General features: G+C 59.3%; 12 protein-coding genes and 1 pseudogene. 9 read left to right on the top strand and 4 right to left on the bottom strand.

Features of this window, described 5'->3' with window-relative positions:
• From PQR53_RS31765 to PQR53_RS31745, 5 genes and pseudogenes are all read left to right on the top strand, one after another.
• Window positions 1-335, top strand: a pseudogene (locus PQR53_RS31765) (putative type VI secretion system effector); the annotation flags it as partial.
• A gap of 132 nt (window positions 336-467) precedes the next feature.
• On the top strand, window positions 468-719 hold the full coding sequence (locus tag PQR53_RS31760; protein ID WP_408463159.1) for a PAAR domain-containing protein: 252 nt from the start codon (window positions 468-470) through the stop codon (window positions 717-719).
• A 123-nt stretch (window positions 720-842) separates the two neighbouring features.
• Complete coding sequence (locus PQR53_RS31755; RefSeq protein WP_408463157.1) at window positions 843-3,623, top strand: T6SS effector BTH_I2691 family protein; 2,781 nt, start codon at window positions 843-845, stop codon at window positions 3,621-3,623.
• 96 nt (window positions 3,624-3,719) lie between these two features.
• A complete protein-coding gene (locus PQR53_RS31750) occupies window positions 3,720-4,421 on the top strand; it encodes a putative type VI secretion system effector (protein WP_408463154.1) in 702 nt (233 codons plus the stop codon).
• A 182-nt stretch (window positions 4,422-4,603) separates the two neighbouring features.
• Window positions 4,604-5,725, top strand: coding sequence for a Fic family protein (locus PQR53_RS31745; protein ID WP_408463152.1), 1,122 nt, complete (start codon window positions 4,604-4,606; stop codon window positions 5,723-5,725).
• Between the two features lie 331 nt (window positions 5,726-6,056).
• On the opposite strand, the gene PQR53_RS31740 is transcribed toward PQR53_RS31745, so the two are convergent.
• A complete protein-coding gene (locus PQR53_RS31740) occupies window positions 6,057-6,923 on the bottom strand; it encodes an AraC family transcriptional regulator (protein WP_408463149.1) in 867 nt (288 codons plus the stop codon).
• Window positions 6,924-7,178: 255 nt separating this feature from the next.
• On the opposite strand from PQR53_RS31740, the gene eat reads away from it, so the two are divergent.
• Genes eat through eutC form a run of 3 tightly spaced genes read left to right on the top strand, consistent with a single transcriptional unit; the run spans window position 7,179 to window position 10,814 of the window.
• Window positions 7,179-8,582, top strand: a complete 1,404-nt coding sequence (gene eat / locus PQR53_RS31735; RefSeq protein ID WP_408463146.1) for an ethanolamine permease — start codon at window positions 7,179-7,181, stop codon at window positions 8,580-8,582.
• 43 nt (window positions 8,583-8,625) lie between these two features.
• Entirely contained in the window at window positions 8,626-10,020 is a 1,395-nt protein-coding gene (locus PQR53_RS31730) for an ethanolamine ammonia-lyase subunit EutB (RefSeq protein ID WP_408463143.1), read from the top strand.
• A complete protein-coding gene (eutC, locus tag PQR53_RS31725; protein ID WP_408463141.1) occupies window positions 10,017-10,814 on the top strand; it encodes an ethanolamine ammonia-lyase subunit EutC in 798 nt (265 codons plus the stop codon). Before PQR53_RS31730 ends, eutC begins: the two co-directional genes overlap by 4 nt.
• Before the next feature lie 9 nt (window positions 10,815-10,823).
• Here the strand turns inward: eutC and PQR53_RS31720 are convergent, their stop codons facing one another.
• Together PQR53_RS31720 and adh are read right to left on the bottom strand one after the other, a co-directional pair.
• Complete coding sequence (locus PQR53_RS31720; RefSeq protein ID WP_408463138.1) at window positions 10,824-11,219, bottom strand: DUF779 domain-containing protein; 396 nt, start codon at window positions 11,217-11,219, stop codon at window positions 10,824-10,826.
• Window positions 11,220-11,283: 64 nt separating this feature from the next.
• A complete protein-coding gene (adh, locus tag PQR53_RS31715) occupies window positions 11,284-12,804 on the bottom strand; it encodes an aldehyde dehydrogenase (protein WP_408463135.1) in 1,521 nt (506 codons plus the stop codon).
• Window positions 12,805-13,131: 327 nt separating this feature from the next.
• Here adh and PQR53_RS31710 point away from each other — a divergent pair, with 327 nt between their 5' ends.
• Entirely contained in the window at window positions 13,132-14,181 is a 1,050-nt protein-coding gene (locus tag PQR53_RS31710) for a helix-turn-helix domain-containing protein (protein WP_408463132.1), read from the top strand.
• Window positions 14,182-14,195: 14 nt separating this feature from the next.
• Here PQR53_RS31710 and PQR53_RS31705 read toward each other — a convergent pair whose 3' ends face one another.
• Window positions 14,196-16,661, bottom strand: coding sequence for a heavy metal translocating P-type ATPase (locus PQR53_RS31705; protein WP_408463129.1), 2,466 nt, complete (start codon window positions 16,659-16,661; stop codon window positions 14,196-14,198).
• Between the last annotated feature and the right edge of the window lie 20 nt (window positions 16,662-16,681).

The raw sequence follows: 16,681 nt of genomic DNA, 5'->3' as shown, positions 1-16,681 counted from the left end.
ACTACCGCAACATGACAAAAATTATGCTGTGGACGTTTGCCGTTTTATACGCAATTTTCGCACTCGTCATCTATTTTAAGGGCGACGTCCGAAGCGATCTTTACGCATACACAGTCGCTGTTGCTACCGTTGGTGTAAGCGGATTTATAGTCTTTGGCATTATCTTCTATCGAGTGTCTTTGAAGATGATGGGCTTCGTCCGTCTAGCCGAAGTGGTTTTCAAAACCTATGGCTGGCCGGATGTAGAAAACATCAACCTGCGCAAGACTTCGCGTGAACATCGCGGTGCCAATACGCTTTCGAATTATGGCCGCTACTACTTTCGCTACAGGTAAGCCCTTCGCTCCGACCATCCAGCCAGACGCGCTGCTTCGCGAAAGTATTCGAGACCAGCGCGATACCTCTGAAGAAGCGATGAATACACATCAGATTTGGCCGCGTTTCGGGGCAACCAAGGAGACAAGTTCATGATGAATCTAATTCGCCTCGATGACGATACCGACCACGGCGGTAAGGTCATCACCGCTTCGCAGACCATGTCTTTCGACGGCCGCTTTGTCGCTCGCAAGGGCGATGAAGTGTCCTGTCCCAAGCACGAAGACGTGAAACCCAATGTCATCGTCGACGGAGACGAATCGATGACAGACAACGGCGTGCCGATAGCGCGCCACGGCGACAAGGCAACGTGCGGATGCAAGTTGATCTCAAGCCTTGTTTGAATGAGGCGAGCCTGGCGATGGCCGGCGAGCACATGAACCTGAGACACAGCGTAACCACTGAGTAAGGCCTGCACGGATAGCTCAGGCTGTCGCACCCGTTACTCGAACACAAAAAAATTCATTATGGCAACGACCGAACAGAAATGCGCTAACTGCGAGAAAACAGGTTTGCCGATCCTTCCGGTGCGCTACACCGTACTGCCAAAAACAATCGCAGCGAAGTTGCCTGCGGGTGTGACGGGACAAGGCGTAACGGACGTGGCGTTGACGGAACACCACTACGGGCTGCGTACTTTGCGTGCAGGATGGCTTTACCTGTTTTATGTCAAGGGCGCGCGCGGCAGCAACTACTGGGAAGCGTACAACGTGACCGAAGACGGTCGCCTGTGGAAACAGTCCTTGCCGCTACCCGCCGAGGCGAAAACCGATCCCGCCTGTGCGCAGAAAGCCATTGCTGTCCAGATGGACATCATTGCCATCGAGCGCCCGGAAAAGTGCACTGAAGTCTATTTGGCATTCTCTCAACACCCGTGGCTCAAGGACACGTTCGATCGATATGCCGGAAATGCAGCGCTCAGAAAACAGCGTATGCAGTGCATCGAGCCCGCCAAATGGATCGCTGGAGGTACGACGGGACACGGGCATGCCACGGCCGCAACGGTTGCGAACATCGATGACGTAATCGAGTACATGCCAGGCCTTGCGCCCGATCTTCTACAGCCCCGCGATAAGCCGATCGTCGACAAAAACGGCGTTGTCGACCAGTCGGTGGCAGAACACGAGACCACGCGTTATTCGTTGCACGTGCGTCAGGCAACGCCTGCATCGGCGAGTGACGCACTGGTCAAACTCATGCATCAGGTTGGCGAGACAAAGCACGGCAAGAGTCATCCTCCTATGCTTCTGGCGCTTTGGGACGGTGTTGGGAACGTGCACGAACTGAACGGCTTCCGTAACGACGCGACCGGACGCCTTGTTCAGTACTATCACAAGCAGAGCATGCAGATCGACGCGATGCAAGCGATCGACGCTGCGAAAGTGGCGATCAGCCAAGGTGCGGTCGCATCGAAAAGCCGGTGGCGTTCGGCGCTACGCGCCGGTTGGGAAGCCATGCTGAACTCTTCGCCAGCCGGCATGGATGGCATCCCAACGGCACCCATTGAGCAATCGCCGGAGGACATCGCCGCTTCGCAGCGGCGGATCGCGAACGCTGGAAAAATAAGCCAGAAAGAGGCGAAAGAGATTGGTGACGCCGCGTGGCCGAAATACCAGGAAAAGCTTGACCAGCCCAAGCTCAAGAATTTTCGTAATTCTTTCGACGCGTTCCACGCCAAAGTCGACTCATTGCAGTCCAAACGTACGCACGATGTGGGCGCCTGGTTGGGTGCGCCAGTCTTTATCCACACGCTGGAAGACTACAACGAACATCACTTCAGTGATGGCATGGAATACGAGAAGGTGATTGCCGAAGCTGTGTTCGGGCTCGGTTCGGAACCCGAAGGGGCAAAGTTGCTGGATAAGCTTATTGCCCAGGTCCATCCCACCAAAGCGGAGTGTGTCTTCTGGCGTGCGGTCGCACTCAACCAGGTTGAAGTAAAACCCGAGCTGGAACAGATTCTTGCTGCAGCCGAGGCTCACAAGGACACGCCGCTCGATACCGCCAAGGAAGGCGTCAATCAGCTCCTCGAGACGCTGGAAAAATTCAAGAAATTTGCCGAGCTTTACGAAAAATTCAACGGACTGGCCAATCAGGCGAAGCCGACCAACGCCGCCGACAAAGCGGCGCAGCTGACGCACGTGGACAAACTCATGGCCAGCGCCGGCTCCTCGGTATTCAGATGGCTAGGGGTCAAGCAACTGGGAGACTATGTCGGCGAGAAGGTGGTACACGGTCTTTGCCTCGTACGAGCAGGCCTGCCCAAAGCGGACATGAAAAGCCTGATCGTCGAAGAGGCGAAACGTGACGGCAAGTTGCGAACGGAATTGATGAATCGACTTCGACAGCTTCGGGCAACCGGAATGGCGGCGGATGCTGCTTTTTTTCAGTCCGCGCAGGAGCTGGCCGCGACCGAAGGGTCGAAATCGATGCGGGCCAAGTGGGCCGAGGTATTGTCAGGCAAGGAGGCCATTGAGGCCACCACTGGCATGCGGGTAGCGGTGGTGGTGCTCCTGATCGAGGCCGCGGGATTCGCAAAAATATTGGCGAAATCGGATAAGACCGACGCAGACTATGCGTCGCTATACGCGTCGGGTCTTTCGGTTGTCGGCGCAACGCTGAACCTCGCGTTGCCATTGAAAAGCATCTTTGGGAACGCAAGTCAAAGCGCAAACGTCCTCAAAGCACTTGGCGGATTTGCGGGCGGAGCAGCCGCGTGTATTACGGCTGTCACGGATATTCAGACTGCAGCCGACGCGGCGCATCGAAAAAATGGCGCGGAAACCACGTTCCTGATATTGAAGGTCACGCTCGGTGGGCTCGGTGCTTTTGCCAATTTTGCTACGGCACTCAGCTCTTCTGCGCCGTTGATCGAACGTCTTGCGGGACGCAAAGGCTATGTAATCTTCCTGGAGAAGGTCGGCACCGGGATTAGCGATGCGGCTGCGCGCAGGGCAGCGCTTGCCGCCGGTGAGGCTGTCGCGGAGTTGGCGGGCGAGCGAGCCGTGATGATGGGCTTCGGACGGGCCATTCTCTATCTTGCCGGTTGGGAAGTGGCCGTGGCGATCACACTGGTGCAGGTTCTCATCTGGTATTTCTCCGACGATGATCTGCAAATCTGGTTCAGCAAATGCACGTTCGGTGTCGCGCCGGCCAGTAACCCGGCATGGACAGTCGAAAAGCAGGATCAGGAATTCGCAAAGGCTCTGGAGAAGGTGGGCTTGAGCACTCAGAAGCAGGCTGAGTAATCTATGGCTACACAGCTCGAGGGCTTCGTTTCGCAGTGAGCGAGCCTTCGGATATTCTACGACGGGGCAAACGACGGATTTTATGGGAAATAACAGATGAACGCGCGACTCAGCTCGGTGAGTGGAAAAGTATCCAACCTCCGATACTCTCTACAGGAGCGCCAATCGAAGGCAGCGCAGTTCGAGCGCAAAGCCACGCTGCTATCCCCGATCCTGCTCGCACTGAGCGGCAACGGAGGTTTGGCGGTCGGAAATATGGCGGTCAATTACGGCATTTCGATCGCTAAAGGCAAAGCGTACTGGGTCGAATTCGATGTGAACGGAGTGGCGCTAAAGGGGTGGCTCGGCGGTGTCTATTTCAAGGACGGTGATGCGGTCGACGTAGTAGTGGAGGGCGAAGATACGTTGCTGGCCGTCAATAGTTCCGACGAACGGGTGGTCGCAATCTTGCCGCCGTGCGGCAGTAGCCCGAAGATGATCTACAAGTACATGCGCTATACGTTTATCGGGATTTTTTTATTCCTCGTGTTGTTTCTCGGCTTGGGCTTTTTCTTTGTTGCCGCACACGAAGATCTGGTGGAGCTGCTCTCCATTGCTTTCCCATGTGCGCTTGCGGTGGCATTTTTCGTTGCGGTCGGCGCGAACTGGCGCGAGTTGCTTCACGCAGTGCGGACAAAGAAAATTCTATCTGAGCTAGGTCTTCCGGATGCCGACTCCCTCGATTTGCCAACGCGGTCGTATGAGCTTCTTGGCAAGGGCAAGATACAGGGGAGCGTCGGCACGGTGTATCGCTATTGAATGGCCACTTCCATCTTGAGGACATTCCTTTGACGGAAGGCGGGCAAGCAGCTTGAGGAATTCCATTAAAAATGGCAAAAGAGTTGAGTTGAAGGCAAGCGTGCGGCGAATAGCCCCCCAATCTCCGCAAAATTTGCGGAGAATAATTTGCTTTTGCGGAGAAAACAGACCATAATTTCCGCATGAAACGCGGAGATTGGCTATACATCTGGGAGTCCCCCGAGTGGCCCGCATGGCGCTATGACTTGTCGCGCCTTGTGGCTCCGCTCGCGGAGGTATCGCGCGTTCAAGGCGTACTGCTCGGCCGTCTTGCCGACGTGGGCCTGACGCTACGCAGCGAGGCCAGTCTTGTCGCGCTCACCGAAGACGTCGTCAAAACCAGCGAGATAGAGGGCGAACAGCTCAATGTCGCTTCGGTGCGTTCGTCGATCGCACGCAAGCTAGGAGTCGATATTGGCGCGCTTGCGCCCGTCGACCGTCACGTCGAAGGCGTCGTGGAAATGGTGCTCGACGCCACCTTGAACTGCTCGGCAGAAGTCTCGAAAGAGCGCCTGTTTGGATGGCACGCTGCGCTTTTCCCGACCGGGTTTAGCGGTATATCCCGGATCAGCGTCGCCAACTGGCGCGACGACGCCAAAGGGCCGATGCAAGTTGTTTCCGGTCCGATCGGGCGTCAGAAAGTCCACTTCGAGGCGCCTCCCGCAACACGGCTGGACATGGAGGCGGACCGGTTTCTCGCCTGGCTGAACAACGATTCGGCCGATCCTCCGCTGCTCAAGGCGGGGCTCGCTCATCTCTGGTTCGTTACGCTGCATCCCTTCGACGACGGCAACGGCCGCATCGCACGAGCCATCGGTGACCTGCTTCTGGCCCGCGCCGACGGCAGCCCGGAGCGCTTCTACAGTTTGTCGGCACAAATCCAGCGCGAGCGGAACGACTATTACGACGTTCTCGAGCGCACCCAAAAAGGCTCACTCGATATCACCGAGTGGCTGGCATGGTTCCTCGATGCTTTGCATCGCGCAATCGATCATGCCCAACTCACGCTGAACGTCGTGCTATCCAAGGCGCGCTTCTGGCAGCGCTGGGCGAGCACCGCATTGAACGAGCGGCAAGTCAAACTGCTGAGCCGTCTGCTCGATGGTTTTGACGGCAAGCTGACCAGCAGCAAATGGGCAGCCATTGCGAAGTGTTCACCCGATACCGCGCTGCGTGACATCGGCGAACTCGTCGCATTCGGCGTGTTGAAAAAATCAACGGCAGGTGGCCGCAGCACGTCGTACGAGTTAGCGGACGAGCGCTGAATAAGTCACTCGACTTATCCACAGTCCCCTCTGGACAACTTTTGTACAAGCCACCTGACACGTTGTGGGCGAAACTTTGATAAATCGGCTGCTTCGCCAGGTCGGTCAAAAGTTTTCCCTGGCTCCTTGCTCCTGTCCGCGCACGCTCCGCAGGGTTATCGATTCCGCAGTCCCTTGATCCGTAAACGAAGTTCCACGTTATCCACAGCCCGATGCAAGGCTTGTTAACTATTACTACGTATACATATACAAAGACTATAAAAACCAGAGAGGCATCCACAAAGCACGCTGCGTAAAGATGCACAACCGCAGCACACGTCCCGAAGAGCCATCAAACCAACGGCAAACAGATCTCAGTCAGAAGATCAGAAGGCGCAGCCTCCTTCGGGCTATTCAAATACTCCTCGAACACCGGCGCGTCCGCTGCTTCACGCCCGGACTGCACGAGCCACGTCCCATACAACCACTCATAAGCCGCACGCATATCGCTGTACGGTCCCTTGTGCCGCAACACCGCGTACTCACCGCCTTTCACATGCGCAACCGAAACCGGCGGACTCACTGTCACCGAAGCCTGCACCGGATGCGGCAACAGCACTCCGGCCTTCGACCGCAACGCGTTCTCTTCCACCACCCCAGGATCGTCGTAGTAAATCCCGATCATGCGCATCTGCCCCGCCAGCAGATTGTGTTTCGCCAACCAGCCGAACAACCCATCGAAAGCCTTGCCGATCTGCATATACGGCCCCACGTGATCCACCGACAAAACCTCGATCGGTTCAACGTGACGAATCACCACTTCACGCATCGTCATTTGATCGTCTCCTGAAAGCGCCGGACGAAACCGGCTATGAGTGCCTTGCTTGCGATACTGCGCCGGCGGAATGCCGAACGCCGCGCGAAAGGTGCGAGAGAAAGACTGCAAACTGCTATAGCCCGAGCGCTCGGCAATCTCCGCGATCGGCATCGAACCGTTGGCCAGATAACCCGCCGCGCGATGCAGCCGCAAGCGGCGCACGGTGGTCGCGACGGTCTCTCCGTACATCGCCTGATAGATGCGATGCCAGTGATACGGCGACATGCAGGCGACCTCCGCTAAACGGCCGATATCCAGTGGTTCGTCGAGATGATCGTAAATATGGTCCAGCACGCGGCCGAGCCGGGTTTCGTAACGGGCCCGATTGTCCGATGGGTTCATGAGTCAGTGGTCGATCAGAAGAAAATCGCCGAAGGAATGCGAACAAAAGTACCACGTCGCCATTTACCAAATCCTGCGAATTTCGCCTGAATGCGCGTGAACCGAGTTAAGCATCCACTGACACAATCCCCTACGAACTTTGCCGAATTTCGATAACGCCTCGAATATTGGCTCACTACCATCGGCTGAAGCCTGTCCGCTCATGCACCGCAAAGCCTTGCGGCGTCGAGCAAGCGGCCACATCAGGAGCGCCCGATGAAATCAGAGTCCAAAAGTCAGCACGTCGGTAAAGTCACGCATCACGAGTTGAAGCAGACGCTCGGCACGTGGCAACTGTGGGGTATCGCGGTTGGTCTGGTTATTTCCGGCGAGTACTTCGGCTGGAGCTACGGCTGGGCGAGCGCCGGCACGCTCGGCTTCGTCATCACGGCAGTCTTTATTGCCGCGATGTACACCACTTTCATTTTCAGTTTCACCGAACTCACCACGTCGATTCCGCATGCGGGCGGCCCGTTCGCCTACGCGCGCCACGCGTTCGGCCCGACCGGCGGTTATCTGGCGGGCGCGGCGACCTTGGTCGAATTCGTCTTTGCGCCGCCCGCCATTGCGCTCGCGATCGGCGCCTATTTGCACGTGCAGTTTCCGGGTCTCGAGCCGAAACACGCGGCGATGGGCGCTTATCTCGTCTTCATGGCGCTGAATATCGTCGGCGTGCAAATCGCCGCCGCCTTCGAGTTGTGCGTGACGCTGCTCGCGATCTTCGAATTACTGGTGTTCATGGGTGTCGTGTCGCCAGGCTTCCAGTGGTCGAACTTCACGAAGGGCGGCTGGGCAGGCGCGGATACCTTCAGCATGGGCTCGTTCCACGGCATGTTCGCCGCGATTCCGTTCGCGATCTGGTTTTTCCTCGCGATCGAAGGCGTCGCGATGGCCGCCGAAGAAGCAAAGAATCCGAAGCGTTCGATTCCGATCGCCTACATCACCGGGATTCTGACGTTGGTCGTGCTCGCCATCGGTGTAATGGTGTTCGCGGGTGCCGCCGGCGACTGGACCAAGCTCTCGAACATCAACGATCCGCTGCCGCAAGCCATGAAGTACATCGTCGGCGAACACAGCGGCTGGATGCATATGCTGGTGTGGCTGGGCCTGTTCGGATTGGTCGCGTCGTTTCACGGCATCATCCTCGGCTACTCGCGGCAAATCTTTGCACTGGCTCGCGCGGGCTATCTGCCGGAGTGGCTGTCGAAAGTGCATCCGCGCTTCAAGACGCCGCATCGCGCGATCATCGCCGGTGGGGTAGTCGGCATCGCCGCGATCTATAGCGATGAGCTGATCCAGTTCGGCGGTCAGACGCTGACGGCGAACATCGTGACGATGTCCGTATTTGGCGCTATCGTGATGTATATCATCAGCATGTTGTCGCTGTTCAAGCTGCGCCGCTCGGACCCGAACATGGAGCGCCCGTTCCGCGCGCCGCTGTTTCCGTTCTTTCCGGCGTTCGCGCTGGTGGCCGCGGTGATTTGTCTGGGCACGATGGTGTACTTCAATTTTCTGGTGGCGATCGTGTTCGCGATCTTCCTCGCGCTGGGCTACGTCTACTTCCTGTTGACGCGCCGTCAACGCGAAGTGGCGCCAACGGACACTTTGCTCGAAGAATGACAGATCGAGCCGCTCTGCAAGCAGCGGCGATGGAGTCGTAACGATGAGCTTTACCGAGACAATCGGCAGCCGCACTTATCGCTTCGCCGATCTGAAGACGTTGATGGCCAAAGCGAGTCCGCAGCGTTCGGGCGACCAGCTCGCGGGCGTCGCGGCGGCGAGCGAAGAAGAGCGCGTCGCGGCCAAGATGGCGTTGGCGCAGGTGCCGTTGCGCACCTTTCTCAACGAGGCATTGATCCCGTACGAAAGCGACGAGGTCACGCGCCTCGTGATCGACGATCACTCGCCACAAGCGTTCGCTGAGATATCGCATCTCACGGTGGGCGATTTCCGCAACTGGCTGTTGAGCACCACGACCGATGCCGACGCGCTCACGCGTATCACCGCCGGCCTCACGCCGGAGATGGTGGCGGCGGTCTCGAAACTGATGCGCAATCAGGATCTGATCTTGGCGGCGCGCAAACGTCCGGTGATTACGCGTTTTCGCAATACAGTCGGCTTGCCGGGCCGCATGTCGGTGCGTCTGCAACCCAATCATCCAACCGACGATGTCAAAGGCATTGCCGCCTCGATGCTCGACGGCCTGATGTACGGCTGCGGCGACGCGATGATCGGCATTAACCCCGCCAGCGACAATCTCGCTGCGATCACCAGGTTGTTGCTGATGATCGACGACTTCCGCCAGCGCTATCAGGTGCCGACGCAATCGTGCGTACTGACTCACGTCACCAACACGATCGCCGCGATTGAAAAAGGCGCGCCGGTCGATCTGGTATTTCAGTCGATTGCTGGAACGGAGAAAGCGAACGCGGGTTTCGGCATTTCGCTTGCGCTGTTGCAGGAGGCGTATGAGGCTGGGTTGTCGCTGAAACGCGGCACCGTCGGCAATAACCTGATGTATTTCGAAACCGGTCAGGGGAGTGCGTTGTCGGCCGATGCCCATTTCGGTGTCGATCAACAGACGTGTGAAGTGCGCGCCTACGCAGTCGCACGCAAATTCAATCCGTTTCTGGTGAACACGGTGGTGGGCTTCATCGGACCGGAGTATCTGTACGACGGCAAGCAGATCACGCGCGCGGGCCTTGAGGATCACTTCTGCGGCAAGCTGCTCGGCGTGCCGATGGGTTGCGACATCTGCTACACGAATCACGCCGAAGCCGATCAGGACGACATGGATAACCTGCTCACGCTGCTTGGCGTTGCGGGCATCAACTTCATCATGGGCATCCCGGGTGCGGACGATGTGATGCTCAACTACCAAAGCACCTCATTCCATGACGCGTTGTACGTGCGCGATGTGCTCGGCCTGCGCCGCGCACCGGAATTCGAAGAATGGCTGGAGTCGATGCAGATCACCGACTCGCGTGGCGCGTTGCTGAGTGCATCGACACAACAACCGCTGCTGGAAGGCGCACGCGACTGGATGGGCATCGCATGACCGACTTCCTCGAAAAGAATCCATGGAACGCGCTGCGGCAATTCACCAACGCGCGCATCGCGTTGGGCCGCGCGGGCAACAGTTTGCCGACTGCACCGTTGCTCGCGTTCAATCTGTCGCATGCGCAAGCGCGCGATGCCGTGCATCATCCGCTCGATACGGACGTGCTGCACGAACAATTGCGCGCGCAAAGTTTCAGCACGCTGGATGTGCATAGTGCCGCGCCCGATCGCGAGCATTATTTGCGGCGTCCGGATCTCGGCAGGCGGTTAAGCGATGAGAACCGCGCAGCGCTCAAGCAACTGAAAGTGGAATCACCAGAGGTCGTTTTCGTCATCGCCGACGGTCTCTCTGCATTCGCTGCATCGAAGCAACCGATTCCGCTGCTGCAAGCCGTTTGCGCAAAACTCACGGACTGGAAGATCGGCCCCGTCGTAGTCGCGCGTCAGGCCCGCGTCGCGCTAGGTGATGAGATCGGCGAACTGCTCAATGCCAAACTGGTTGTGATGCTGATTGGCGAGCGTCCAGGTTTGAGTTCGCCTGATAGCCTCGGCATCTATCTGACCTATGCGCCGAAGGTGGGCTGTAGCGATGCGCAGCGTAATTGCATTTCAAACGTACGGCCGGAAGGTCTTAGCTACGAATCCGCCGCACACAAGTTGCACTATCTGCTGACGCACGCAAGGCGCCTGGGTCTCACGGGTGTTGATTTAAAAGACGATAGCGACGCGCTGCTGGCGAGTACACCGACAACGCCCGCGGTCGGCAACAATTCGAACTCAGGCGCAACGTAGAAACGCGACTCAAGCGTCTGCCCGTTCCACTGGATGCGTTCCGAGCCACGCGTTTTCATGGTCCTCGAAGAGTCTCGAGCGCGTGAGAAAACGCAACCCGCTTGGCCGCTCCAGTGAAAACATCCCACCATTACCCGGCACCACATCGATAATCAACTGCGTGTGCTGCCAGTATTCAAACTGCGATTCGCTCATGTAAAACGGCACGCCGGCAATCGTGCCGAGTTTCACATCGGACGAGCCGACCATGAACTCACTCTGAGGAAACATCATTGGTGCGCTGCCGTCGCAGCATCCGCCGGATTGGTGAAACAGCACGGCCCCGTGTTCGGCGCTTAGCTTATCGATCAAATCGACCGCAGCAGGCGTGGCGATCACGCGGGCCACTTCCTTCTCATCAGCCATCACATGCCCTCGCTGAAAAAGAGCGAGCCGCGCAATGCGGCCCGCTCGAACAGACTCGTTACGCTCAGAAGAAGCCGAGCGGCTTATCGCTGTAACTCACGAGCAGGTTCTTGGTCTGCTGATAGTGGTCGAGCATCATCTTGTGATTTTCACGGCCGATGCCCGATTGCTTGTAGCCACCAAACGCAGCATGCGCCGGATAAGCGTGATAGCAGTTGGTCCACACGCGGCCCGCCTGGATTTGCCGCCCGAAGCGATAGGCGCGCGTACCGTCGCGAGTCCAGACACCGGCGCCGAGACCGTAGAGCGTATCGTTGGCGATTTCGAGTGCCTCGTCTTCGTTCTTGAAGGTCGTCACGGAAACGACCGGTCCGAAGATTTCCTCCTGGAAGATACGCATCTTGTTGTGGCCGCGGAACACGGTCGGCTTCACGTAGTAGCCCTTGTTCAGTTCGCCTTCGAGCATGTTGCGCTCACCGCCGATAAGACACTCAGCGCCTTCCTGTTTGCCGAGGTCGACATACGAGAGGATTTTTTCCAGCTGTTCCTGCGAGGCCTGCGCACCGATCATCGTTTTCGTATCGAGCGGATGGCCTTGCGTGATCGCAGCCACACGCTTCAACGCGCGCTCCATGAAGCGGTCGTAAATCTTCTCGTCGATCAGCACACGCGACGGACACGTGCACACTTCGCCCTGATTCAGCGCGAACATCGTGAAGCCTTCGAGCGCCTTGTCGAAATAGCTGTCGTCTTCGTTCATGACGTCGGCGAAGAAAATGTTCGGGCTCTTGCCGCCGAGTTCGAGCGTCACGGGAATGATGTTCTGGCTCGCGTACTGCATGATCAGGCGGCCCGTGGTCGTCTCGCCCGTGAAAGCGATCTTCGCGATGCGCTTGCTCGATGCAAGCGGTTTGCCGGCTTCGAGTCCGAAACCGTTCACCACGTTCAGCACGCCCGGCGGCAGCAAATCGTGGATCAGTTCGAGCAGCACGAGAATCGACGCAGGCGTTTGCTCGGCCGGCTTCAGCACGACGCAATTGCCGGCTGCCAATGCGGGCGCGAGCTTCCACACGGCCATCAGGATCGGGAAATTCCAGGGAATGATCTGGCCGACCACGCCGAGTGGTTCGTGAAAGTGATAGGCGACGGTGTCGTGGTCGATCTCGGAGAGCGTGCCTTCCTGTGCACGCACAGCGCCGGCGAAATAGCGGAAATGATCGATGGCCAGCGGGATATCCGCAGCCATTGTTTCGCGCAGCGGCTTGCCGTTGTCGATTGTTTCGGCCACCGCGATGCGCTGCAGATTCGCTTCCATCCGGTCGGCGATACGGTTCAGGATATTCGCGCGATCGGTGGTCGACGTTTTGCCCCACGCGACTTTCGCACGATGCGCGGCGTCGAGCGCGAGTTCGATATCGGCTTCGCGCGAACGCGGGATCGACGTGAACGGTTCACCGGTGATCGGCGACACGTTGTCGAAATACTCGCCGCCCACGGGCTTCACCCATTCGCCGCCGATAAAATTTCCATACTGCTTTTTGTACGGGAATTCGGTGGTCAGAAACTGCATCTCTGCGTGATTCATCTGTGTGCTCCTCACATGTTTGAATGGGCTATATTCGGCGCGATATTTCGCTTGGCCGCGAAAGGCTACAGCCAGAACTGTGCCAATGCACCGCGCTGGTGAGCCGTGCACGTGCAGCAAGCACGCTTGCAAAGCGGGGCGCAAAGCGCGGTTGCATGGGTCGAGAAATGAACGTGTCGTTTTTGATCAGTGTGTGCAGTGCTGGTCAAGAATTGAACAGAACGTGACCGCCTGGCATTGCAGTCCAGGCCAGCAAGACAAGTGGCGAGTCGGATCGGCATGGGAATTGCCTGCCTTTGCCCTTCAATACTTCATTCGCGGATCGGTATGACGATTGAATCCCGCAGCGACAGCCTGACAGCCCGCACGCATGCGCATGCACAACAGCCGAGCTTTTGCGTGCAGACCCGCGTCGCCTACGACGCCGACGAGCAGGCGCGCAACCTCCACGGATGGAATCAGACCTACGATCAACTGACCGCCGGCTGCTTCGTCGGCGGGTTGACGGAGTTGTGTCTCGATCATATGCAGGTGTTCGTCGAAACGACCAGCCATACGCTGCGGCAAACCTGCGAAGTGCAGGAGGATGCCTACTGGTTCGGCATTCCGACTTGCCCCGAAGGTTCCGGTCGTATCGACGCACAGGTGATCGCGGCCGATGCGCTCGCATTCCGTCCGGGCGGGATCGAATTCGAATTGCTGACCTCGGCGGGCTACGAGATTTTCGGCGTGGTGGTAAAGGGTGAAGTGCTGCGGCGGTACGCGGCGGAAGTGGAGCGTGTCGGTCTCGCGGACCATTTGCCGAACACGCAAGTCGTGTCGATCGGCACGGCTCGCAAGGCGCGCTTGTGCGCGTCGCTGCGCCAGCTTCTCGATGACGGAGCGGCGCGCGGCGCACCGTTGTCTTCGTTCGCACGCAATAATTTGCAGGCGTCGGTGTTGGCGTGGCTATTCGATGTGGGCGCGTTGCCGGCCGACGGGCAGCTTGAAATGCCCGCGCGTCCCCGGCGTCAGTCGATCGTGTCGGATGCGCGTGAGTATGTGCTGGCTAACCGCGACCGCGCGATCAACGTGCCGGAGTTGTGCGAGCGCTTGCATGTGAGTCGTCGCACATTGCAATACTGCTTTCAGGACGTGCTCGGGATGGCGCCCGCCACGTATCTGCGCGCGATCCGGCTGAACGGCGTGCGACGCGATCTGTGCAATGCGTCGCCTGAAACGCGCTCGGTTCAGGACGTCGCGGCCTCGTGGGGCTTCTGGCACCTGAGCCAGTTTGCGACCGATTACCGGAAGCTGTTCGGCATGAAGCCTTCGGATACTTTAAAGGCCGCAGTCGGCACTGGTGAGGCGACCGGGAATCGGTCGTTCGCTCACTAGGATCGCGCTGCGCATTATTTGCGCAACAGCCGCAAGCCATTCCCCACCACCAGCAGGCTCGCGCCCACATCGGCGAACACGGCCATCCACATCGTGCCGAGGCCCATCACGGTGAGCACGAGGAAGACGCTCTTGATGCCCAGCGCCAACGTGATGTTCTGCACCAGCACCGAATGGGTCGCCTTCGACAGACGGATGAACAGCGGAATCTTGCGCAGATCGTCGTCCATCAAGGCGACATCGGCGGTTTCGATCGCGGTGTCGGTGCCCATCGCGCCCATCGCGAAGCCGATGTCCGCCCGCGCCAGGGCAGGGGCGTCGTTGATACCGTCTCCGACCATGCCGACTGTCGCGCCTTGCTGCGACCACTGCGCCACCGCGTTTAGCTTGTCTTCGGGCAACTGATTGCCGCGTGCTTCATCGATACCGACTTGCTGCGCGATGGCGGCGGCCGTGTGCGGGTTGTCGCCGGTGAGCATGGCGGCGCGCACGCCGAGACGCTGCAATTCGGCGATGGCGGCGCGGCTCGTGTCCTTCACCGTATCGGCGACGGCGAACAGCGCGAGCACACGTTCGGCATCCACCAGCATCACGACGGTTTTGCCTTGCCGCTCGAGCGCATCCAGCTTCGCTTCGAGCGACGCCGAACAGCGCCCGAGTTCCTCGACCAGCCGATGATTGCCGAGCCAATACGGCAAGCCGTCGATTTCGCCGCGCACGCCGCGGCCTGCCAGGGCCTCGAACGCATCGACGGTGGCACCGACGACGCCCTCGCTTTTCGCCGCAGCCGCAATCGCCATCGACACCGGATGATCCGAGCGACCCGCAAGACTCGCCGCAAGTGTCCGACAACGAACGACATCGACATCGACATCGGCCAGCATCTCGAACTCGGTTTGCACCGGCTTGCCGTGGGTGATCGTGCCGGTTTTGTCGAGCGCGAGCCAGCTGAGCTTGCGGCCCTGCTCCAGGTAGGCGCCGCCTTTGATCAGGATGCCCTTGCGGGCGGCGGCCGCGAGGCCGCTGACGATCGTCACCGGCGTCGAGATCACCAGCGCGCACGGACAGGCGATCACGAGCATCACCAGCGCCTTGTAGACCCATTCGTGCCACTGTCCGCCGAACAGCAACGGCGGCAACACTGCGACGGCGAGTGCGGCAGCGAACACGATCGGCGTGTAGACGCGCGCGAATTGATCGACGAAACGCTGAGTCGGCGCTTTGGTGCCTTGCGCTTCCTCGACCGCGTGAATGATGCGCGCGAGAGTCGTGTTGCTGGCCGCGGCCGTGACGCGATAGTCGAACGAACCGGCTTGGTTGATCGTGCCGGCGAACACCGCGTCGCCCACGGCCTTGTCGACCGGCAGGCTTTCGCCGGTGATCGGCGCCTGATCGACGCTCGAGCGGCCGGCGACGATTTCTCCGTCGAGTGCGATCCGCTCGCCCGGCTTTACGCGCACTACGGCGCCGAGCGCGATCGCATCGAGTTCCATGGGCCGCCAACTGCCGTCGGCTTGCTGCACGCTGGCTTGTTCGGGCGTGAGTTGCATCAATCCCTGAATGGCATTGCGGGCGCGGTCGAGCGACTTCGCTTCGATCAGTTCGGCAATCGTGAAGAGCACCATCACCATCGCGGCTTCGGGCCACTGCTGCAGGATCAGCGCGCCGGTCACCGCGATGCTCATCAGCGCGTTGATGTTCAGGTTGCCGTTGCGGAGCGCAAGCCAGCCCTTCTTGTACGTTGTGAGGCCACAGGAGGCGATCGCAAGGATCGCCAGAGCCGCCGCTAGCCAGACGGGCGCACCAAGCCAGCTGGCGGCCTCTGACGCCGCCGCGGCGATGCCTGCGAGCGCCAGCGGCCACCACGGCTTGGGCGGCGCGCTGGGAGCTCGCGTGGATGTTGCGCCGCTGGCGGTGTCCGCCACCTCAGGCGTGAAGTCGAGCGAACGGATCGCGGCGAGGATCGAGTCGAGGGCGTCCGGTGCGTGCACGACGGTCAACACGCGCTGCATCAGATTGAAGTCCATGCTGCGCACGTAGGGCATGCGGCTGAATTTTTTGCGGATCAGCGCTTCTTCAGTCGGGCAATCCATCTGCATGATGCGGATCGCGGTGCGCACGTCGCTGCCGACGGCTTCGGATTGCGGGAGCTTGACCGGGCTGGGTATGACAGGCGTCGCCGCGCAGCAGTCCGTGTCGGCGTGGCTATGGCCGCAACTGTCGCCGCTTGCGTGCGAATGGGCGCGAGCCGACTCATTGGCGTGCACATGGTGGCCATGGTTGCAGCTTTCACCGTGCTCATGAGCGTGTTCGTGCTCCCGTTCCCGAGCAGGCGCCGCGTGACTGTGGCCGCAGCATTTGCTCTGACCGTGACCCTCCGCGGCATCGTCCGCATGCTCGTGGGCATGCCCTTCGTGCCCGTGGGCACAGGGTTTGGCCTGTTCCGGGCGGTCCGCTTCGGCGTGCTTCGCATGAGGCATGGGTGGCTTCCTGGTTCGAT

The organism is Paraburkholderia fungorum (genome assembly GCF_046027605.1).
Taxonomy (GTDB): Bacteria; Pseudomonadota; Gammaproteobacteria; order Burkholderiales; family Burkholderiaceae; genus Paraburkholderia; species Paraburkholderia fungorum_F.
The sequence above is the reverse complement of the archived record's forward strand: the minus strand, read 5'-3'. Positions and strand labels throughout refer to the sequence as shown.